This window comes from Exiguobacterium sp. s131 (assembly GCF_018617345.1).
Lineage (GTDB): Bacteria > Bacillota > Bacilli > Exiguobacteriales > Exiguobacteriaceae > Exiguobacterium > Exiguobacterium profundum.
In genome coordinates, this window is record NZ_JACSJX010000001.1 from 1,825,182 (window position 1) to 1,845,817 (window position 20,636).

Genomic DNA, 20,636 nt, shown 5'->3' on the forward strand with positions numbered 1-20,636 from the left:
CTGTGACAGAAAAAAGGACGACCGCTAGGCAGTCGTCCTTTCGAATATCAGCTTACTTCGCTTTACCGTTTTCAACGAGGATGTCGATCGCTTTACGGAATTTGAGGTCACCTTTAAGTGTCTCAAGGCCGCCTTGCGGAGCGAGCATCGTACGGAGTTGGTCCGGTGCGATGTTGTAAAGTTTAGACATTTCTTCAAGCTCTTTCTCAGCATCTTCGTCAGATACTTCGATTGCTTCTTTGTCAGCGATTGCTTTCAAGACGAGACGAGCTTTTACGCGCTCTTCAGCTTGCTCTTTCATCTCTTCGCGCATTGCTTCTTCAGAAGTACCAGTGAGCTCGAAGTACATGTTAAGGTCGATTCCTTGTGAAGATACACGTGAACCGAATTCTTGTACCATGCGGTCTACTTCTTGTTCAACGAGAACTTCCGGTACGTCGATTGTCGCGTTAGCAGTTGCCTGCTCTACGAGTTGGTCGCGCATTGTACCTTCAGCTTCTTGTTTCTTACCAGCTTCTAAACGCTCACGGATGCTTGCTTTCAACTCGTCGAGTGTCGAAACAGACTCGTCGATGTCTTTTGCAAACTCGTCGTCGAGTTCAGGAACTTGTTTTGTTTTGACTTCGTGAAGTTTGACTTTGAATGTCGCTGGTTTACCCGCCAAGTTTTCAGCGTGGTACTCTTCAGGGAATGTTACTTCAACGTCTTTTTCTTCACCAGCAGTCATGCCGATCATTTGCTCTTCGAATCCTGGGATGAATTGACCAGAACCGATTTCGAGTGTGTAGTTCTCAGCTGTGCCGCCTTCGAACTGCTCACCGTCAGCGAAACCTGCGAAATCAAATACAGCTGTATCGCCGTTTTCGATTGCACCTTCTTTAACAGCGAGTTCTGCGCCTTGCTGTTGAAGTGCTTCAAGTTCTGCTGTTACTTCGTCTTCTGTTACTTCAGTTGAAACAGCTTCGTACTCGAGGCCTTTGTATTCGCCAAGCTCAGCTTCTGGCTCAACCACGAATGTCACTTTGAAAGCGACTGGTTTGCCTTTCTCGAGCGTGCCGTCTACATCGATGTTTTCGAGCGCGATTGGTTCGAAACCAGCTTCTTCAACCGCACCTTGGATTGTGTCGCGGTAGAGAATGTCGAGCGCATCTTGATAGAGTGCTTCTTCTCCATACATTTTGTTGAACATTGGGCGTGGCAATTTCCCTTTACGGAAGCCAGGCACGTTCAAGTCTTTGACGACTGTTTTAAATGCGGCGTCAACTGCTTTATCAAAAGCTTCTGCAGGAGCTTCGTACGTGAGTACGCCTTGGCTACCTGATGTTTTTTCCCATTTTGCTGTCATGCTAAGTCCCTCCAACAATTCGTTTATACCGTACAAAAATGTACAACAATCCGTATTATAGCATAAATCCTCGGTAAGCACACAAGGATTTAGTCTAATAACGCCTGTGTAAAGCGAAGATCCGCCTCTAAAATCTCCGCAGCTAAACCGTCGACTGATTCGTCATGTAAAATCGCTTGTTTCGCCTGTACGAGCGCCTGTTCCACATCTGCTTTTTCGGCCGGCACATACGGATAATGCGTATACATGTAATTCATCATCAGCTGGGTCCCGATTTCATCGCCTTCAACTGATTTTTGAAGTGAAAAGACGGTCTTCTCCCATGTTTCAATCTGCGCTTTTGCTTCTGTTCGTGTCATCTTGTTCGAAACGTCCCCATCCGTCCATTCGATGACATCTAGTTCGGCGAACGCTTTTTCCAACACGATCAGTTTGACGAGCTTCGGACGCTCCGACACGAGCAGTTCATGTAGCACATTGTCGAGCACCGGGTCGATTTGAAAGTGAACATGTTGTAATGCTTCAATCTGTTCCCCCGTACTCCCTCGTGTCAGCGTTCGTTTCAACTTGGCAATTGCCGCCGGAAACTCGGTCATCTTCAACACTTGAAGTACCTGATGTGCCTGTGTGTTGACCGTATCCTTCTTGTCCTGCCATTCGAGATACTGGTTGATCCAGTGCGCCGCTTCAAACGGTTGGTCCCGCATGATGTAATACTGCGCAATCTGCAACCCTCCTGAGGCCGGTTCTTCCGCCTCGGACATATGGATGCTGACGAGTTCCTGCAGCTTCTCGAGTGTCTCTGGGTCGTCCGGCCGTTCCATTGCACATTGGAAGATTTCCATGAAAATAAACGGGTCACCTGGAATCGTCTGATACCAATCCCATAAAATCGGTTCGATCCGCTGTCGTTCCCCAGAAGCATCTGCCTCCTGAATCATCTTATGCAGACGCGCCCAATTCCCAGGGAACGGATAGTCCTGATCCTTTTCCTTCTCCATCTTCCCTCACCCTCTCTTCCATTCCCCTTCATCTTCCGTTAGGACGCGATTCCTTGTCAATCGATTTCCCGGAAAATGAAAAAAGAGACGTTCTCCGTAGAGAGCGTCTCTATTTTAATGGAAGCGTCCCAAGAGGGATTCGAACCCCCGACCGACGGCTTAGCTTACCACCATGACTTTCGTCACCAACATCGTGTTGTTTGTAGTCTGGACTATATCTTCACCGTTTCAGGTGCGACACGTGTAGTCTCTACGGAACCTCACGATAATCATCTGCAAAAAGAATATTTTGCTTTTGATTATTCTTTGGTATTTTTACCCTCAATGAAATAGATTTTTCAAAAAGATTCGGTTCAAAGTAATAACAGGTATCAGTCTGTGGACAATATACACAGTATACATCAATTTCATCTTTGTTTATAAACCGCGTCTGAACTCCACTCGCGGTACTATAGCTTGAACGAAACCGAACATTTAGAACCCCGTTTGTGTTTAGTTCTCTGTACTTAACTTGAATCCGTTTAAACTGGTTGTCTTTGTAAACAACTAAGTCAAACGGTGCATGTTCAGTTGCAGGGAACAAAATCATAAACCCTTTTTGATATAAATCTACTTGAGCCTTTAAAACACCTAAATCTCCCTTACTTTTTGTGTGATGATACATAAAACATCACTCCTTAAGAGATCGTAAGTTTCCTCGGTATTACCATCAGCATCATCTGTTAAGGCTTCACCGATATAGTGTCGTCCACTTTATAGGTTTCTGTTTCCCTATAAAGGCTCCTATTTGTCTTGAAGGCCGTTGCTCTATCCTGCTGAGCTATTGGGACATTGACATGAAAACTATAATAGAAAAATGGTTTCCTGTCAATCGATTTCCCATTCCAAACTCATAGTTTTCCTGAGATGTCCAAGTCTTCGACGTGAGAACCGTCTTCTGAACGATAGAAACGCACTGTTGCTTCCCCTGCTTCGAGATCGAGTAACGCATACGTTTTGTCCGTTCGTCCTCGCGGCATGCGAATCGAACCTGGGTTGATGTAGACAACCCCGTCCTCGATCAGCGCACCCGCCACATGCGAGTGACCGAACAAGACGACATTCGCTCCCACTTCTTCCGCTCGATACCGTAGACGGTTCAAATCAAATTTGACGTCATGATGGTGCCCGTGAACGATTAAAATCGTACCGGCATCCGTCGTCTCGATGCGTTCGAGGGGAAGATCTCCACCGAAATCACAATTCCCCCGAACCGTTCGATAAGGTAACAAATGTTCATCGACAAGGGCGAGTTGTGAATCCCCGCAATGGAAGGCGTCATCAATTTCCGCCTCGTGCCTTTCAAAAATCGTCGTCAACTCTTCGGTCAAACCATGACTATCACTCACTATTAGAAAACGCATAAGCTTCATCCTTTCATGAATGGTATGATTTCTGCCTCCAGTTTTCGTAGTGCCTGTCCACGGTGGCTGACGACCGCCTTCTCGTCACGCTCCAACTCGGCCGCTGTCTTATGAAGCGATGGGACGATAAAGAGTGGATCGTATCCGAAGCCATTTTCGCCTTGTGGGGAATAACCGATTGTCCCTTCGATCGTTCCACGAACGGTCAACGTCTCTCCGCTCGGTTTTGCGAGACAGAGCGCACAGACGAAACGAGCCGTACGATTCGTTTCTCCGTTCAATTTTTCAAGAAGAAGTGCATTGTTTGCCTCGTCTGACTTTTCTGGACCTGCAAAGCGGGCTGAATATACTCCCGGTGCCCCGTCAAGTGCGTCGACTTCAAGACCGGAGTCGTCCGCGAGGACGGCATGCCCAAAGTAAGCTGCCGCCTCCGTCGCTTTTAACGCCGCGTTCTCTTCAAACGTCGTGCCGGTCTCATCCGTCTCTGGTGCATCCGGATAGTCGAGTAGTGATTCGACCTCGAACCCGAGCGGCGTCAGCATTCCTTCGAGTTCTTTCACTTTTCCAGGATTGTGTGTCGCAATGATCAACTTCATAATGTCTCCTCCGAACGTTCTCCGACGTACCACCAAGAAGCACCGAGTGCCGCTTCCGCCGTCTTGAATAATGATTCGATGCCGTGTTGCGCGAGCGCGAGCATCTCGTTCATCTCTTGTAGCGTGAACGTCGCCTCTTCCCCTGTACCTTGTACTTCGACGAATCGTCCGCTTGCCGTCATGACGACATTCATATCGACCTCTGCCGCAGCATCTTCTAGGTAATCCAAGTCTAAGACAAGCTCGTCCGTTCGCCCGACCGAAATCGCGGCCACCCCTTCTTTAATCGGTGTATCTTCAAGTTTCCCTTGGCGAATCAAGCGATCGACGGCCAACACGAGCGCGCAAAAGCCACCTGTGATGGAAGCCGTCCGAGTGCCGCCATCCGCTTGAATGACGTCGCAGTCGACCCAAATCGTCCGTTCACCGAGACGTTCTAAATCCACGACAGAGCGGAGCGACCGGCCAATCAGACGCTGAATCTCCATCGTTCGTCCCGATTGTTTTCCACGTACCGATTCCCGGACAGTACGGTCTCCCGTCGCCCGTGGGAGCATCGCATATTCTGCATTGATCCACCCTTGCTTCTTTCCGCGAAGGAAATTCGGTACCCGCTCCTCCACAGTCGCGGTACAAATGACTTTCGTATCGCCGATTGAAATCAATACGGACCCTTCCGCATGCTTGTTCACGTGCGGCACAATCTCGACTGGGCGCAGTTCATCAAATCGTCTCGTATCACGCAATGCCGGTCACCTCGACTTTCTCCGCATGAACCGGACGCCCGAGCCATTCGCTCGCGAGTCGGTCAAATAGGTCGATATCACCCGTCGCATGGAAGGCATGTGCCGGGACTGCATCCAATCCATTCTCAAGTTCCTGATAATCGAGCATCGCAGCCACTTCAAGCGCCGTCTCGTCACCTGATGAGATGAGGTGGACGTCCGGTCCGACCACATCTTGAATGACTGGGGCAAGGAGTGGGTAGTGCGTACAACCGAGAATCAACGTATCCATCTCGGATGGTTGAAGTGGACGAAGTGTTTCCTCCACCACTTGTCGCACGCGCTCTCCAGACACTTCTCCAGCCTCTACGAGCGGGACGAACGGTGGGCACGCGAGTGAATACACATCGACCTCACCTGCCACGTGACGTAACGCCTTCTCATATGAACCGCTCTCAATCGTCATCTTCGTACCGATGACACCGATATGCTTGTTGCGCGTTCCTTTGACAGCCGCGCGGGCACCCGGGTCGATGACACCGATGACCGGGATGTCGAGACGTTTGCGCGCCTCCTTCAATACGACCGCTGTCGCCGTATTACAGGCGATGACAATCATTTTAACGTCTTTCTTCAATAAAAATTCAATCAATTCCCATGTATATGCTTCAATCTCATCGTGCGGACGCGGCCCGTACGGACAGCGCTCAGTATCTCCGATATAGACGATCTCTTCTTTAGGGAGTTGGCGCATCAATTCTTTGACTACCGTCAACCCGCCGACTCCTGAATCGAGGACTCCAATCGCTCGTTTCATTTTCATCACTTCCATTCTCACCTATCTTACCAAAAAACCTCGGACGGAAAAAGAAACGTTCCCATGACAAAAAAAGACGAGGTCGCCAGTGGCGCCTCGTCCCTTACCCGAATTACTGAGCAAGACCTTCGCTAGTGAGCATGTCAGAAAGCGTGTTGATTGCTTCTTCTGCATCTTCACCTTCAGCAGTGATCTTGATTGTAGAATCTTTTGCGATACCGAGTGAAAGTACACCCATGATCGACTTCAAGTTAACTGTTTTACCATTGTACTCGAGGTTGATGTCTGATTGGAACTTAGAAGCTGTGTTAACTAACTGAGTAGCTGGACGAGCGTGAATTCCTGAATCAGCAACGACTGTGAACGTTTTTTCCATGAGATGATGGTCTCCCTTCAAAATTCAATTCTACAGGCGAACCAGCAGAATAATTTTTGTTTGTGAACTCATTATCAAATGATAGCGGATTCGCAAAAATTCTGCAAGCGGTTTTTATATTCCGGAGTCCATTCCGTAGGACGACCTTCCTTCGTTAAATGAACGAGGCTTGTCCGTCCGGCGAAAAGGAGTTGCTCTCCGTCATATGCCCCGTAATGAATATCACATGAAGTGTTTCCGACCGTCAAGATATTGGCATGCACAGTCAGCTGTTGACGTGGCATGACTTGTCGAACATAGTCACATTGCGCATCGGCGACGACGACGAATCCGTCCTTTAAAGAGAATCCTGTCGCCTCTAACAACTCGATCCGGGCATCTTCGAAATAGATGAACGGAATTGTGTTGTTCATGTGACCATACGGGTCGCACTCCGAAAAGCGGACTTTCACATCGAGCGCGACACCTGCTTTGACACGTGTTTCCCAACCTGGCTCTCGAAAGTACTTGGTCATCGGCTCGCTTACGCCTCGACCGCAGAACCGGTGCGACCTTTGTCACTACCGAAGAACTGTTTGAACGAGTGAAGCGTCGTTTGACGGTTCATCGAAGCGATTGACGTCGTGAGCGGGATGCCCTTCGGACAAACTTCGACACAGTTTTGTGCGTTTCCGCATTGCATGATGCCGCCGTCTTCCATGAGTGCTTCGAGGCGGTCTTCCGCGTGGAAGGCACCTGTTGGATGTGAGTTGAAGAGTCGGACTTGCGAAATCGCCGCTGGACCGATGAAGTCCGATTTGTCGTTCACGTTCGGACACGCTTCAAGACAAACACCACATGTCATACATTTCGATAGTTCGTACGCCCATTGACGTTTGTTCTCCGGCATACGCGGTCCTGGACCGAGGTCGTATGTGCCATCGATTGGAACCCACGCCTTCACTTTTTTCAACGCGTCGAACATGCGTTGACGGTCGACTTGAAGGTCACGGATGACCGGGAACGTCTTCATCGGTGCAAGACGAATCGGTTGCTCGAGTTTATCGACGAGTGCCGTACACGACTGGCGCGGCTTCCCGTTGATAATCATCGAACAGGCACCACATACTTCTTCAAGACAGTTCATGTCCCAGTTGATCGGTGTCGTCTTGTCCCCGTTCGCATTGACCGGGTTACGGCGGATTTCCATCAATGCCGAGATGACGTTCATGTTTGGACGGTATGGTACCGTGAATTCTTCCGTATACGTCGCTTGATCCGGTCCATCTTGGCGTTCGATAATGAAGCGGATGTCTTTTTGTTCAGATTGCATTGGCGTCGTCATTTCGTCTTCGCCCCTTTCTTCGAGTAATCCCGTTTACGTGGCGGGATTAACGAAACATCGATGTCTTCATACGAGATATCGACTTCCCCATCTTTGTAACGTGCCATCGTCGTCTTCATGAACTGCTCATCATTACGTTCCGGGAACTCCGGTTTGTAATGGGCACCACGGCTCTCGTCCCGCTTGAGCGCGCCAAGTGTGATGACGCGTGCGAGGTCGAGCATGTGGTCGAGTTGTCGAATGAACGATGCCCCTTGGTTGCTCCAACGTGCCGTATCCGTAGCTGAAATCTTATGGAAACGTTCACGCAATTCTTGGATTTTCTTGTCGGTCGCTTCAAGTTTGTCATTGTAGCGAACAACTGTGACGTTGTCCGTCATGAGTTCACCGAGTTCACGGTGAATCTGATACGCATTCTCTGTTCCATCCATCGCAAGGATGTTGTTGAATCGCTCGATTTCTTCACGTTCGTTGAAGTTAAAGAGCGCTTCTGAAACGCTTTCTGTCGCTTGATCGAGACCACGCATGTAGTTGACTGCCGCAGGCCCTGCTTCCATTCCGCCATGAACGGCTGAAAGAAGAGAGTTCGCACCTAGACGGTTCGCACCGTGCATCGAGTAGTCACATTCACCGGCTGCGAAGAGTCCTGGAATGTTCGTCATCTGATCGTAGTCGACCCATAGTCCGCCCATCGAATAGTGGACTGCCGGGAAGATTTTCATCGGTACTTTACGCGGGTCGTCGCCTACGAATTTCTCGTAGATTTCGAGGATCCCACCGAGTTTGATGTCGAGTTCTTTCGAATCTTTATGGGACAAGTCGAGGTAGACCATGTTCTCGCCGTTGACGCCGAGTTTTTGGTTGACACATACGTCGAAGATCTCACGTGTCGCGATGTCACGCGGTACGAGGTTTCCGTAAGCTGGATATTTTTCTTCGAGGAAGTACCATGGCTTCCCGTCTTTATATGTCCAGACACGTCCACCTTCTCCACGAGCCGATTCACTCATGAGACGAAGTTTGTCATCCCCTGGAATCGCCGTCGGGTGAATCTGGATGAACTCCCCGTTCGCGTAAACCGCGCCTTGGCGGTAAACCGCTGCCGCTGCTTGTCCTGTGTTGATGACCGAGTTTGTCGACTTACCGAAGATGACCCCTGGGCCACCTGTCGCCAAGATGACCGCGTCCGATGGGAACGCTTTAATTTCCATCGAGCGCAAATCTTGACATACCGCACCGCGGCAGATGCCTTCTTCGTCGATGACGGCGCGAAGGAACTCCCAGCCCTCATACTTCTCGACGAGACCTTGCGCTTCGTAACGACGAACCTGCTCATCGAGTGCATAGAGAAGTTGCTGTCCTGTCGTCGCTCCGGCGTATGCCGTACGGTGGTGAAGCGTTCCACCGAAACGACGGAAGTCTAAGAGACCTTCTGGCGTACGGTTGAACATGACGCCCATCCGGTCGAACATGTGAATGATTTTCGGAGCATTCTCCGCCATCTTTTGGACAGGCGGTTGGTTGGCGAGGAAGTCGCCTCCGTAGACCGTGTCGTCAAAGTGTTGCCAAGGAGAGTCACCTTCCCCTTTCGTGTTGACGGCCCCGTTAATCCCACCTTGGGCACAAACTGAATGTGAACGCTTGACCGGTACAAGCGAGAATAGTTTTACCGGAACACCCATCTCTGCCGACTTGATTGTCGCCATGAGTCCAGCTAGACCGCCACCGATGACGATCAAACTTTGATTTGCCATGTAAAATTCCCCCTAATTACAAGATGCCTGCAAACGTCAAAATCGAACGGATGCCGACAAAAGATAGTGCCAAGAACACGACACCTGATACGTAGCTCATGAGACGTTGCGAACGAGGTGACTGTGTGATACCCCACGTGATCGAGAACGACCAAAGACCGTTCGCGAAGTGGAACGTAGCCGAAAGGATTCCGACTATGTAGAAGATCAACATGAGCGGGTTGTCGACGATGTTTTGCATCATCTCCGCATTGACTTCTACCCCGCGCAATTTCGCAAGACGCGTTTCCCAAACGTGCCAAGCGATGAAGATCACGAGGAAAACTCCTGTGAAGCGTTGGAAGAGATACAACCAGTTGCGCGCGTATGAATAGCGATTCGAGTTGATTGACCCGAGAAACGCGTAGTACACGCCGTACACCCCGTGGAAAATCATCGGCAATGCGATAATTGTCACTTCAAGGAAGTACAAATACGGTAAGTTCGCCATGAATTTTGCTGCTTTGTTGAATGACTCCACCCCATCGACGATGTAGTAGTTGACCGACAAATGGACGATCAAAAACAAACCGATTGGAATGACCCCAAGTAGCGAATGGACTTTACGACTGAAGTAGTCACGATGCGCTGCCATTCTAGTTCCCCCTTTTCACGAGCATTGGCTCGTATTGTCAATAAAAGCGTTTTCAAATGCAGATATAGCTTTCTGTCTCCTATTCTACTCTTGTGAAAATTGTATGACAAGACAACCTAGCCGATTTGTGCCACATTCTTTTCAAAAATACAGGATGACCAAATTCCAATTGGTCGTTATAATGATATAGAGAGATTGGAGTGATGGGATAGAATGGAAACGATGAGCCAACCAATTTTCGCGATTGAACTGCTTCGCGACTATGTGTTGACGGATTTGCTTGGCGAAGATTACGCCCAAGTCATCTATTGGTCAGGAAAACGGGTCGCCCGTAAATTCCCGACGATGTCCGACGATGAACTGACTGCTTTCTTCGCAGAGGCAGGTTGGGGCGAGTTGACACTCAAGAAGGAACGTGGGAGCAAGTTTACATATGAATTGATCCCACCACCTGCGACTCAGGCCAAAGCGACAGGATACTATCAGCTTGAAGCTGGATTTTTAGCCGAACAGATTGCAGGTCGTTTCCAGTGCGTCGCGGAAGGGTATGCCGATCCAACCCGAAAAGCTGTCCAAATCACCGTCCAACTAGACCGGAAAGACGACTACGAATAAGAGTCGATGCCAAACGCATCGACTCTTATTTTTGTTTCCGCTGAAGTTGTTGACGCATGTAGCGACGGAATTCATTGAGTTCTTGTCGATGAAACGTCACACTTCCCCCTTCATAGCTCCGAGTCGCCTTACGAACAACTTCGACAATATTTCCTGGAAAATGTCCGTTATTCACTAACCAATGGAGTGCTTCTTGTTTTGAGAGCAGAACACGTTCTTGTTCATAGGCCAGGCCACGTATCAAGTTCAATACGCTATACACCGTCTGTTCTTCAATCGAGTCAAGACAGTCGAGCGCATCCGCTCGAATCGCATCAGAAAAATGAGCTGAATCGAATCCAGAAAGGAGTTTATGAAGTGGTTGCCCTCGCCATGTGATACCACGCTCTAAAATCACTTGGACGTGAGCCGCCAAATCAGGATCGGTGAATCCTTGTTGCAATTCGGTTCTTTCTTCCCTACTAGCTTCTTCAAAACGTGAACGCCACCCTTCACTATAGTGAAACTCAAAAGGACTTGGATGATACCAATCTTTTAGCTGCGCCATCGTCATGATGCTCAGTTCGAGCGGATATGCTTCGTTGGAGTACGAGAGACAGCAGTCGATGAGTTTTTGTCGATCCTCCCGAGTCAATGCGTTTGATACGACGAGCAACAAATCTACATCACTTCGTTTCGGATGAAAACCACCCATCGCTAATGATCCATGAATATATATATGCTGAACGGTTGGTAGAAATTCATCAATCGCTCTCACGAATGAAGCGATTGTATTCTCCACGTCTGTCGTAATCTGTCTCATTCATCCGTCTCCTCGTGCACGTACTGAAGCACGGTCTCCGCTAATTTTTCCGGCAATCCCGCTTCCTTCAATTGTTCGAGTGATGCCAGACGGATTTGTTTCATCGACCCGAAATGGCGGATAAGCTGTTGACGGCGTTTCGGACCGACACCCGGAATTTCATCGAGGATCGACTTCGTCATCTTCTTCGTCCGTAAGCTGCGGTGGAACGTGATGGCGAACCGGTGGACCTCATCTTGCATCCGCTGCAACAGATAAAAAGCGCTCGAGCGTGGATGCAGCTCGACAACGCCCCCACCTTCCCCGAATAACAGTTGGCTCGTTCGATGTCGGTCATCCTTTTTGAGCGAGCCAACCGGCAAGTCGAGCCCGAACTCGTTTTGGATGACGTCGAGCGCCGCGTTTAATTGTCCAATCCCCCCATCGATCAGTAGGAGATCGGGTAATCGCTTGTCTTCCGTCAAAAGACGGCGGAATCGTCGACGGACGACTTCACGCATCGTCTCGTAATCATCCGGTCCTTGAACCGTCCGAATCTTGTATTTCCGATATTCTTTTTTGAGTGGCTTCCCGTCTTCAAAGACGACGAGCGCCGACACGGCGTCCGCCCCCTGGATGTTCGCGTTGTCGATGATGTCGACACGTGACAAGTTGGGGATGCCGATTGCTTCCCCGAGTTCACGCATCGCGAGCAACGTCCGCTCTTCATCTCGGGCGAGCAACTCGAACTTCTCGTTTAAGGCGATTGTCGCATTCTTCGTTGCTAAATCAAGCAACTGTTTCTTTGCCCCTCGTTTCGGCTGCATCACTTTCGTTCCGATGGCGTCATTCAGTAAATCGAGCCGGACCGTCTCGGGTACGAGAATTTCTTTTGGCACGACGTTTTGTTCATAGAACTGAACGATGAAACTTTCGAGTTCTTCCGAAGGCTCTCCATGCATCGGGAAGAGCGAGACATCTCGCTCAATCATCTTCCCGCCACGCATATAGAATACTTGGACGCACATCCAGCCTCGGTCGAGCGTATAGCCGAAGACGTCACGGGCCGTCGGGTCGGCCGTGATCATGTTCTGTTTGTTCATAATCGATTCGACTGCTCGAATTTGATCGCGTAGTTCAGCCGCCCGCTCGAACTGCATATCCTCAGCGGCACGTCCCATCTCGACGTTCAGCTTCGTGAGCGTTTCAGCCGTCTCCCCGTTCAAGAAGCGCCGGATCTCATTGACGATCTCTTTTTGCGAATCCGTATCGACCGCCAGCTCACAAGGACCTAAACATTGCCCGATATGATAATACAGACAGAGTTTCTTAGGCATCGGCTGACATTTCCGCAGCGGATACAGTTTATCGAGTAGACGTTTCGTCTCGTTCGCCGCATAGGCGTTCGGATACGGTCCGAAGTAATGTCCGCCGTCTTTTTTCAATTTCCGCGTCGTCAATAGACGCGGATATGGTTCGTTCGTAATCTTGATATATGGGTACGTTTTGTCGTCTTTGAGGCGAATGTTGTACTTCGGGTCGTGCTTTTTGATGAGCGTCATTTCGAGTAATAACGCCTCGAGTTCACTCGCCGTCACGATGTACTCGAAGTCACGAATCTCTGCGACGAGACGCATCGTCTTGATGTCGTGTGCGCCCGTGAAGTAAGAACGGACCCGATTCTTGAGGTTTTTCGCCTTCCCTACATAGATGACCTCACCATATTCGTTTTTATGCAGATAACAACCCGGCTCGTCCGGGAGCAGCGCTAATTTATGTTTAATGTGGTCGGTATGACTCAATTCCATTCACCTCAGTTTAGCTTCCTCCTGGACGGGAAAAAGAGTGTGATATCTCGCCAGAGGAGGATTTTATAGTATGAAACGATACGATGTCATCATTGTCGGTAGCGGCTCCGCAGCGGGTCAAGCCGCTTCCATTTTACGCGAAGCCGGTAAAGAGATCGCCATCATTGAGAATTGGACGTTCGGGGGAACATGTCCTCAACGCGGATGTGACCCGAAGAAGATGCTTGCCGAAGGAGCAGAACTCCTTGCCCGAACGGAACGTATGCGTGAGCTTGGCATCGAAGGAAGCCTGTCACTGGATTGGTCGTCCTTTAAAAAGCGGATTGATGAGTACCGCCTCTCTATCCCAACATCCAAAAAACAGCATTGGGATGAGATGAACATAGACTTATATCAGGGAGAGCCTCACTTTATCGATGAGGATTCAATCGTCATCGATGGTCACGAGCTCTCTGCCAATCAATTTTTAATCGCTACGGGTCAAACGCCCCGCCCTCTCGATATCCCAGGTGGCGAACTGGCGATCACGAGCGATGATGTGTTCGACCTCGACGCGTTGCCTGAATCGATTCATATCGTGGGGGGAGGCTATATCGCCTTTGAATTCGCCCATATCTTCCGACGATTCGGAAGCGACGTGACACTCCTCATTCGTTCACATGCGTTGAAGGCATTCGACCCGAACGTCGTCCACCGGCTCATCGAAGAATCGAAGCGAATCGGCATCACCGTCCGACATGGTGTCGAGCCAATACGAATCGATAGCAACGTCTTAACGTTATCAGATGACTCTACCCTAGAAGGAGTTGTCCTTAACGCTACAGGACGAATTCCAAACATCGAGCGACTTCGGCTTGAAGCGGCAGGTGTCACAGCTGATCATCGCGGTGTACATGTGAACGAGCATCTGCAAACAAGTAACCCAAACATATACGCCGCAGGCGACGTCGCTAACAGTTCAAATCCCGAACTCACTCCATTCGCCGGTCAGGAAGGGCGCCTCGCCGCACTCAATATGCTTCACGGGAATACAAGGTCACTCCCTGAGCGTCCGGCCCCGACCATCGTCTATGCGACACCACCGATTGCCAAAGTCGGTCTTACGGTCGAGGAAGCGGAAGCGGAGGGCATTGACTTCGACGTGAAAGAAACGGACATGTCGCACTTCCTCACCTATTCACGAATCAATGACACAACCGCATATTCAAAAGTGTTACTAAGTGCAGAAGGGCACGTCATCGGGGCTCATTTGATTGGTCATCATGCCCCAGAACTTATCAACCTGTTCTCTTACATTATACAGAACAAACTGTCGCATCAACATGTGAAGCACTTAGAAGTCGCCTATCCGACCGCCGCCTCCGACCTGACCTATCTCATCTAAACAAAAGACGGGACTCGCCTCGTGGCGAATCCCGTCTTTTACTTATTCGATTCCTTTGTCCTTGTCTTCTTTCAGCGCGTCTTGTAACGACTTCTCCCAAAGTGGAACACCTTTCGCGTGCGCCGCACGCGAGATGAGGTGACCCCCAACAGGAGCTGTCAAGAGGACGAAGAAGAGACCGAGCAAGAGTCTTGCATCAAACACCCGTTCATCGACATATACGTGAAGGACGGCTGCAAAGAGAACGAACATGACACCGAGTGTCGCACTCTTTGAGGCAGCGTGTGTTCTCGAATAAATATCTGGGAGACGGATGAGACCGATCGCGGCGACGACGGTGAAGAAGACGCCGATGATCGTGAAGATGCCGGTAATGAGATCAAAGATCATTGTCGCGGTCATGTTGGATAATCTCTCCCCTCTCTAAGAATTTCGAGAACGCCACCGTTCCGATGAAGGCCAAAATACTGAGTAGCAAGATGACTTCAAAATACAAAGTCGTATCGAGCAGAATCGATAGTAACGCGATCACCGAGATAAGCGCGATCCCGATGGAGTCGAGCGCGATGACTCGGTCTGCCGTCGTCGGTCCTTTGACGACACGATACAACATCATCAACATCGCAAGCAAGAGAATGGCGAGCGAGATGTAGATGAGAATGTCTAGTAAATCCATCACTCTGTCGCCTCCTTAATGCTTGATTCAAAGTTATCATAAATGTCTTTTTGTAACGCTTCTTTATCCGGCATGTTAAGTGCGTGGATATAGAGCACGGAATTGTCTTTTGACACCTGAACGACGAGCGTCCCTGGTGTGAGCGTGATCAGCATCGAGAGCAAGCTGACTTTCCATCCTTTGTCGAGCGACGTCTCATAGCGGAAAATCCCTGGTTGGATTTTCAACTTCGGACTAAGGACGAGACGCAGTACCTCAAAGTTCGCGAGGAACAATTCACGGATGAAGATGAGCAGCAGTTTAAACAGACGCCAGACGCGTGTGAAGTAAAAGCCGCCTCCACTAGATTTAAAGAATCGGCGCATCATGAACAAGATGAGTAAGCCAAGTAGATACCCGACGAAGAATCCGCTCGTTGTGAACGATCCCGTGAGGAACATCCAGATGAACGCCAAGAAAAAGTTAATCAATAGTTGATAAGCCATCTGTCATTCACTCCTTTATCACGGCATCGATATAGATTTCTGGATTGACGAGCGGCTCAATCGCTTGCGTGATATACGGATGGATGGCTTCTGCCCCAAATCCGTATGCGACCGCAATGATGAGCAACAAGAAGACCGGCACGATCAAACGCTTCGTATACGGTACGAGCGGTCCATCATACTCGCGCTTCGCCTCGCCCCAGAACCCGTTCAAGAAAATCTTCATGACCGAATAGAGGACGAAGAGACTCGACAAGAGGACGAGAAGTGGTCCGAACAGTTCCCCTTCGTCCATCCCGCCTGAGACGATCAACAATTTCCCGAAGAATCCACTAAGTGGCGGAATCCCAGCGAGCGAGAGCGCTGCGACGAAGAACGTCCATCCGAACAGCGGGAAACGGGTGATGAGTCCACCCATATCGCGGAGTTGACCGGATTTGGTGATCCCGATCATCATCCCGACGAGCATGAAGAGAACGGCTTTGATGATCATGTCGTGAATCAAATAGTAGAGTGACCCTTCAAGGGACGTCTGCGTATTGACCGAGATTCCGTACAAGATGACCCCGACCGCGATCATGATGTTGTAGATGATGATCAACTTCACGTCGTTATAGGCGATGGCCCCTGTCATCCCGATGAAGATGGTGAGGACAGCGAGCACCATGAGGAACGTCTGTAAAAATTCACCGTTCCCGTCAAACAGTAGCGTGTACGTCCGCAAGATCGAGTACACCCCTACTTTCGTCAAGAGTGCCCCAAACATGGCGAGAATCGGAGTCGGTGCGACCACGTACGCTCCAGGGAGCCAGTAGTGAAGTGGGACGAGTGCCCCTTTCATCCCGAAGACGATGACGAACAGCACACCGATGACGGTGATGACGTCCGGGTTATCGACGAGCGGGATCTTCATCGCCAAGTCCGCCAAGTTGAGCGTGCCTGTGACTCCGTAAAGCAAGGCGACCGACATGACGAAGAGCGCCGAGGCGATGATGTTCACGAGCAAGTACTTGATTGATTCACGTAACTGGACGCCACGTCCACCGAGTACAATCAACACGTATGAGGACATCAAGAAGACCTCGAAGAAGACGAACAAGTTGAAAATATCACCTGTCGTGAAGGCACCGTTCACCCCGACGAGCAAGAACAGCATCGAGATGTACAAGTAGTTGCCTTCATATGAATCTGAGAAATAATGGACGGCGAACCACACGATGAAGAGCGTGAGAAGAGTCGACGTCGTCACGAGTAGGGCTGACAGCATATCCGATACGAGCGTGATGCCGAACGGCGCTTGCCAGTTCCCGAGGTTGAGGGTTTGAATTCCCTCCGTGGAGACCGTATGCACGAGAAAGAGTGACACGATCGCCGTCATAACTAAAGCTCCAAGAGCCATCACGCGCTGCAGCTGGACCCGTTTTGGCATAAACATCATAAGGATGGCCGCAAGCGCAGGAATGACGATTGGAAAGACCGGTAAGTTAATCATACGATTCTGTTCCTTTCATTTCTTCCATATTGTCCGTGCTGAGCTCCTGGTACGTGCGGTAAGCAAGTACGAGGAAGAACGCCGTCACCCCGAAACTGATGACGATTGCCGTCAAGACGAGCGCTTGCGGTAACGGGTCTGTGAATTCAGTCACACCGTCGACGAGGACAGGGGCAGCCCCAGTCTTCAAACCTGCCGTCGTCAAGACGAGAAGGTGTGCCGCGTGACTGAACAAGGCAGTGCCGATGATGATGCGTAACAAACTTCTTGAGAGAACAAGATAGACGGCACACATCGTCAGGACACCGATGATAATGCTAACGAAGATTTCCATTATTCACTCTCTCCAATCGTTTGTATAATCGTCAACGTGATTCCGATAACTACGAGGTAAACCCCTAAGTCGAACGCAATCGCCGTATGGAGCGTCTGTTCACCGAGAAGTGGTAAGTCGAACTTCCCGTAAGCATGCGTCAAGAACGGACGACCCAAGAATACGGAGTGAAGACCTGTCGCGAGTGCAATCAGTAATCCGGTCGCCGTCATGAGACGGTAGTCGATCGGGAGCACGTTCGCAAGCGTCTTCGAATCAAATGCGAGTAGCAACAAGACGAGTGCCGCGGATGTCATCAATCCACCGATGAATCCTCCACCTGGTGAATAGTGACCGGCAAAGAACAAGTCGATGGAGAAGATGACAATGATGAAGAAAATGATAATCGCGGCCGTCTGCAAAATGACGTCATTGACGCGTCTGCTGTTTTGCTTCATGTTCACCTTCTCCTTTCGTACGTCGTGTTGTTCTAAATTTAATCATCGTGTAGATCCCGAAAGCTGCAATCCCGAGAACGACGATTTCAAACAAGGTATCAAATCCACGGAAGTCGACGAGAACGACGTTGACCATGTTTTTACCTGCTGCAAGCTCATACACGTTCTCTTTGTAATACTCTGAGATCGAGGTGAGCGATTTGTTTGTGAGTGCCATGAAGCTGAGAAGCGTCACGGTCGTCCCGACGAGAACAGCCACGATAGCATTCCCGACTTTGAAACGCATCCGAACTTCCTTCTTGCTGATGTCCGGCATGTGATAGAAGACGAGCAAGAACAATGCGACCGAGACCGTCTCGATGACGAGCTGCGTGAGTGCCAAGTCCGGTGCACCGAAGAAGACGAAGAACAGTGCCACGCCGTAACCAACGACCCCAAGGAGAATGATGGACGGGAGACGCGACTTCATGAAGAGAATCGCGAGCGCCGCTAGCATGACGACGGCTCCGAGCACATATTCATACGGTGCAATCTCAGCCAGGTTCTCAAACGAGAAGCGGTACATGTCGAACCACCAGATACTGAAGAGCATCATGCCTGAGAGGAAGACGAAAATATAGATCAAGTACGACCGGATGAATCCAGTCATGTAGTTGTCCTTAAAGCGATATGCCGCCTTGTTCGACCATACGAGCGTACCGTCGTACATCCCGTTGAGCGTCAGACGATGTGGGATGCGGTTGTAGATGCCTATCCATTTACCCATTTGCCAGAACAGCAATGAACCGAGAAGGACGATCCCGATCGTCATGAAGAGTTCTGGTGTCAAACCGTGCCAGAAGTAGATGTGAACATCGACTTCTTGCCCTTGTGCGACGAGTGTCGGATAGATCGACTCGACGGCTGGTTTGATGAGCGAGTTCGACAAGACGTTCGGGAAGAACCCGAGCACGACAACGAGAAGTGCAAGGATGACCGGTGAGATTAACATGCCAATCGGCGCCTCATGCGGTTGTTTCGGCAATTGATCGAACTTTGCCTTGCCCATGAACGTCCGTGTGAACAGCATGATGCTGTAGATGAACGTGAACACACTTCCGACGAAGGCGATGATCGGGAGTAGAATCCCAATCGTATCGAGCGCGAAGAAGTCGGCCGAGAAGACTTTCGTCGTCGCCTTCAAGAACATCTCTTTACTCAAGAATCCGTTAAATGGCGGAAGACCAGCCATCGATAACGAACCGATGACGGCGACCGTGAATGAAATCGGCATGACGGTCATCAGACCACCGAGTTTACGAATGTCACGTGTGCCCGTCTCGTGGTCGACAATCCCGACCATCATGAAGAGCGAGCCTTTGAACGTCGCGTGGTTGATCAAATGGAAGATCGCCGCAATCGTCGCGACCATAAAGATATTATCATCCATACCGTCATAGTGGAGCGCCGCCGCTCCGAGTCCAAGGAGTGACATGATCAACCCGAGTTGACTGACGGTCGAGAACGCTAGGATTCCCTTCAGGTCGGTCTGCTTCACGGCATTGAATGAACCCCAGAACATCGTGAACATCCCAACTCCGGCTATCGTCCATAGCCAGACGGATGATTCTTGGAACACCGGGCTCATGCGGGCCACAAGGTAGAGACCCGCCTTGACCATCGTTGCTGAGTGGAGGTACGCACTGACCGGAGTCGGTGCTTCCATCGCGTCAGGCAACCAGATGTGGAACGGGAACTGCGCTGACTTCGTGAACGCCCCGAGCAAGATGAGAATCATCGCGACGAGGAAGAATGGGCTCTCGGCGATGACGCCCGAGTTCGCGACCATATCGCGAATGCTGTACGAACCGACCATCGATTCGAGTAAGACAATCCCTCCGAGCATCGACAATCCACCGAACACGGTGAGAAGCATCGACTTCTGCGCACCATAGCGTGAACGTTCTTTCTCATACCAGTACCCGATCAATAGGAATGAAGAAATCGATGTGAGCTCCCAGAACATATACATGACAATCATGTTGTCCGAGAGAACGACCCCGAGCATCGCACTCATGAACATCAAGAGATACACGTAAAAATGCCCGAGCGACTCTTTGTCCTTATTCAAATAGTAAATCGAATAGAGGACGACAAGTGCGCCGATTCCCGTGATGAGAAGCGCGAACAAGAGACTGAGTCCATCGACGTATGCCGTGAAGTTAATCCCGAGGGACGGCATCCACGCAATCGTCTCTGTCACGACGTCCCCTGCACTCGTGATCGGAATGAATCCGGCGAAGTAGGTGACGAGCACGACCGGAACGATCAAGACGAACCAGCCTGTATGAATTTGTTTCATCCCCCGGAACAAAAGCGGGATGAATGGTGCCGCAAGAAGCGGCAACAAAATAGCTAAATGTAACAGCGACAAGAAAATTCCTCCTTCGAACAGAGTCGTACAATAGATTGAGCCGTAAAGTAAGGTCACTTGACTCCATCATGTCTTCCTCATGAGTATAGCGTAAATTTTCAGTCTGTTTCCATGATAAAAGCTTCCAGTTCAAGCGCTCCCCCGTCAAAATTCCGAATCTGTTAAATATGAAGGAAGCCGACGGAATTTCTTCAAAAAAAATTTTGAAATCAGACGTTATGTATCGGAATATGACC

23 protein-coding genes are annotated in these 20,636 nt (G+C 50.0%); 2 read left to right on the plus strand and 21 right to left on the minus strand.

From position 1 onward, the window contains the following. Positions 1–52 precede the first annotated feature (52 nt). The 12 genes from tig to KNO69_RS09485 form a co-directional block, all read right to left on the minus strand. Positions 53–1,345: a trigger factor gene (gene tig / locus KNO69_RS09430; RefSeq protein WP_015881112.1), complete on the minus strand. Its 1,293-nt coding sequence runs from the start codon at positions 1,343–1,345 to the stop codon at positions 53–55. 89 nt (positions 1,346–1,434) lie between these two features. Beyond that, on the minus strand, positions 1,435–2,346 hold the full coding sequence (locus KNO69_RS09435) for a hypothetical protein (RefSeq protein ID WP_214730783.1): 912 nt from the start codon (positions 2,344–2,346) through the stop codon (positions 1,435–1,437). 250 nt (positions 2,347–2,596) lie between these two features. Then, positions 2,597–3,010 (minus strand): group I intron-associated PD-(D/E)XK endonuclease, encoded by a 414-nt coding sequence (locus tag KNO69_RS09440; protein WP_078146531.1) that lies wholly within the window; start codon positions 3,008–3,010, stop codon positions 2,597–2,599. A gap of 226 nt (positions 3,011–3,236) precedes the next feature. After that, positions 3,237–3,749, minus strand: coding sequence for a metallophosphoesterase family protein (locus tag KNO69_RS09445; protein WP_015881110.1), 513 nt, complete (start codon positions 3,747–3,749; stop codon positions 3,237–3,239). Positions 3,750–3,754: 5 nt separating this feature from the next. Beyond that, positions 3,755–4,345 carry an XTP/dITP diphosphatase gene (locus KNO69_RS09450; RefSeq protein ID WP_015881109.1) on the minus strand — a complete coding sequence of 197 codons (591 nt, stop codon included), beginning with the start codon at positions 4,343–4,345 and terminating at the stop codon, positions 3,755–3,757. Next, the gene (gene rph, locus KNO69_RS09455; protein ID WP_211781495.1) at positions 4,342–5,091 is read right to left on the minus strand and encodes a ribonuclease PH; all 750 of its coding nucleotides are present in this window, start codon (positions 5,089–5,091) and stop codon (positions 4,342–4,344) included. The genes KNO69_RS09450 and rph overlap by 4 nt, the downstream gene beginning before the upstream one ends. Further along, positions 5,084–5,887 (minus strand): glutamate racemase, encoded by an 804-nt coding sequence (gene racE, locus KNO69_RS09460; protein ID WP_270812475.1) that lies wholly within the window; start codon positions 5,885–5,887, stop codon positions 5,084–5,086. The genes rph and racE overlap by 8 nt, the downstream gene beginning before the upstream one ends. A gap of 112 nt (positions 5,888–5,999) precedes the next feature. Next, complete coding sequence (locus KNO69_RS09465) at positions 6,000–6,263, minus strand: phosphocarrier protein HPr (RefSeq protein ID WP_015881106.1); 264 nt, start codon at positions 6,261–6,263, stop codon at positions 6,000–6,002. A 74-nt stretch (positions 6,264–6,337) separates the two neighbouring features. Beyond that, complete coding sequence (locus tag KNO69_RS09470; RefSeq protein ID WP_074032771.1) at positions 6,338–6,778, minus strand: acyl-CoA thioesterase; 441 nt, start codon at positions 6,776–6,778, stop codon at positions 6,338–6,340. 8 nt (positions 6,779–6,786) lie between these two features. After that, entirely contained in the window at positions 6,787–7,575 is a 789-nt protein-coding gene (sdhB, locus tag KNO69_RS09475; RefSeq protein ID WP_193343274.1) for a succinate dehydrogenase iron-sulfur subunit, read from the minus strand. 8 nt (positions 7,576–7,583) lie between these two features. Beyond that, entirely contained in the window at positions 7,584–9,341 is a 1,758-nt protein-coding gene (sdhA, locus tag KNO69_RS09480) for a succinate dehydrogenase flavoprotein subunit (protein ID WP_015881103.1), read from the minus strand. Positions 9,342–9,357: 16 nt separating this feature from the next. Continuing rightward, positions 9,358–9,975, minus strand: coding sequence for a succinate dehydrogenase cytochrome b558 subunit (locus KNO69_RS09485; RefSeq protein ID WP_214687790.1), 618 nt, complete (start codon positions 9,973–9,975; stop codon positions 9,358–9,360). Between the two features lie 222 nt (positions 9,976–10,197). Here KNO69_RS09485 and KNO69_RS09490 point away from each other — a divergent pair, with 222 nt between their 5' ends. Next, positions 10,198–10,590, plus strand: coding sequence for a YslB family protein (locus tag KNO69_RS09490; RefSeq protein WP_251030919.1), 393 nt, complete (start codon positions 10,198–10,200; stop codon positions 10,588–10,590). Positions 10,591–10,615: 25 nt separating this feature from the next. Here KNO69_RS09490 and KNO69_RS09495 read toward each other — a convergent pair whose 3' ends face one another. Further along, the gene (locus KNO69_RS09495; RefSeq protein ID WP_214687786.1) at positions 10,616–11,392 is read right to left on the minus strand and encodes an aminoglycoside adenylyltransferase domain-containing protein; all 777 of its coding nucleotides are present in this window, start codon (positions 11,390–11,392) and stop codon (positions 10,616–10,618) included. Continuing rightward, positions 11,389–13,179, minus strand: coding sequence for an excinuclease ABC subunit UvrC (uvrC, locus tag KNO69_RS09500; protein ID WP_214684764.1), 1,791 nt, complete (start codon positions 13,177–13,179; stop codon positions 11,389–11,391). Before uvrC ends, KNO69_RS09495 begins: the two co-directional genes overlap by 4 nt. A 70-nt stretch (positions 13,180–13,249) precedes the next feature. On the opposite strand from uvrC, the gene KNO69_RS09505 reads away from it, so the two are divergent. Then, positions 13,250–14,563 carry a dihydrolipoyl dehydrogenase family protein gene (locus KNO69_RS09505; RefSeq protein WP_214687784.1) on the plus strand — a complete coding sequence of 438 codons (1,314 nt, stop codon included), beginning with the start codon at positions 13,250–13,252 and terminating at the stop codon, positions 14,561–14,563. Between the two features lie 42 nt (positions 14,564–14,605). Here KNO69_RS09505 and mnhG read toward each other — a convergent pair whose 3' ends face one another. From mnhG to KNO69_RS09540, 7 genes are read right to left on the minus strand one after another with little or no spacing between them, the layout of a single operon-like run. Then, entirely contained in the window at positions 14,606–14,965 is a 360-nt protein-coding gene (gene mnhG, locus KNO69_RS09510; RefSeq protein ID WP_015881097.1) for a monovalent cation/H(+) antiporter subunit G, read from the minus strand. Then, entirely contained in the window at positions 14,943–15,239 is a 297-nt protein-coding gene (locus KNO69_RS09515; protein WP_078146524.1) for a Na(+)/H(+) antiporter subunit F1, read from the minus strand. Before KNO69_RS09515 ends, mnhG begins: the two co-directional genes overlap by 23 nt. Beyond that, positions 15,239–15,724 carry a Na+/H+ antiporter subunit E gene (locus KNO69_RS09520; protein ID WP_015881095.1) on the minus strand — a complete coding sequence of 162 codons (486 nt, stop codon included), beginning with the start codon at positions 15,722–15,724 and terminating at the stop codon, positions 15,239–15,241. Before KNO69_RS09520 ends, KNO69_RS09515 begins: the two co-directional genes overlap by 1 nt. A 7-nt stretch (positions 15,725–15,731) precedes the next feature. Next, the gene (locus KNO69_RS09525) at positions 15,732–17,216 is read right to left on the minus strand and encodes a Na+/H+ antiporter subunit D (RefSeq protein WP_214684768.1); all 1,485 of its coding nucleotides are present in this window, start codon (positions 17,214–17,216) and stop codon (positions 15,732–15,734) included. After that, positions 17,209–17,550, minus strand: a complete 342-nt coding sequence (locus KNO69_RS09530; protein ID WP_015881093.1) for a Na(+)/H(+) antiporter subunit C — start codon at positions 17,548–17,550, stop codon at positions 17,209–17,211. The genes KNO69_RS09525 and KNO69_RS09530 overlap by 8 nt, the downstream gene beginning before the upstream one ends. Continuing rightward, the gene (locus tag KNO69_RS09535; RefSeq protein ID WP_015881092.1) at positions 17,550–17,987 is read right to left on the minus strand and encodes a Na(+)/H(+) antiporter subunit B; all 438 of its coding nucleotides are present in this window, start codon (positions 17,985–17,987) and stop codon (positions 17,550–17,552) included. The genes KNO69_RS09530 and KNO69_RS09535 overlap by 1 nt, the downstream gene beginning before the upstream one ends. Further along, the gene (locus KNO69_RS09540) at positions 17,959–20,400 is read right to left on the minus strand and encodes a Na+/H+ antiporter subunit A (RefSeq protein WP_214730771.1); all 2,442 of its coding nucleotides are present in this window, start codon (positions 20,398–20,400) and stop codon (positions 17,959–17,961) included. Before KNO69_RS09540 ends, KNO69_RS09535 begins: the two co-directional genes overlap by 29 nt. Positions 20,401–20,636 lie beyond the last annotated feature (236 nt).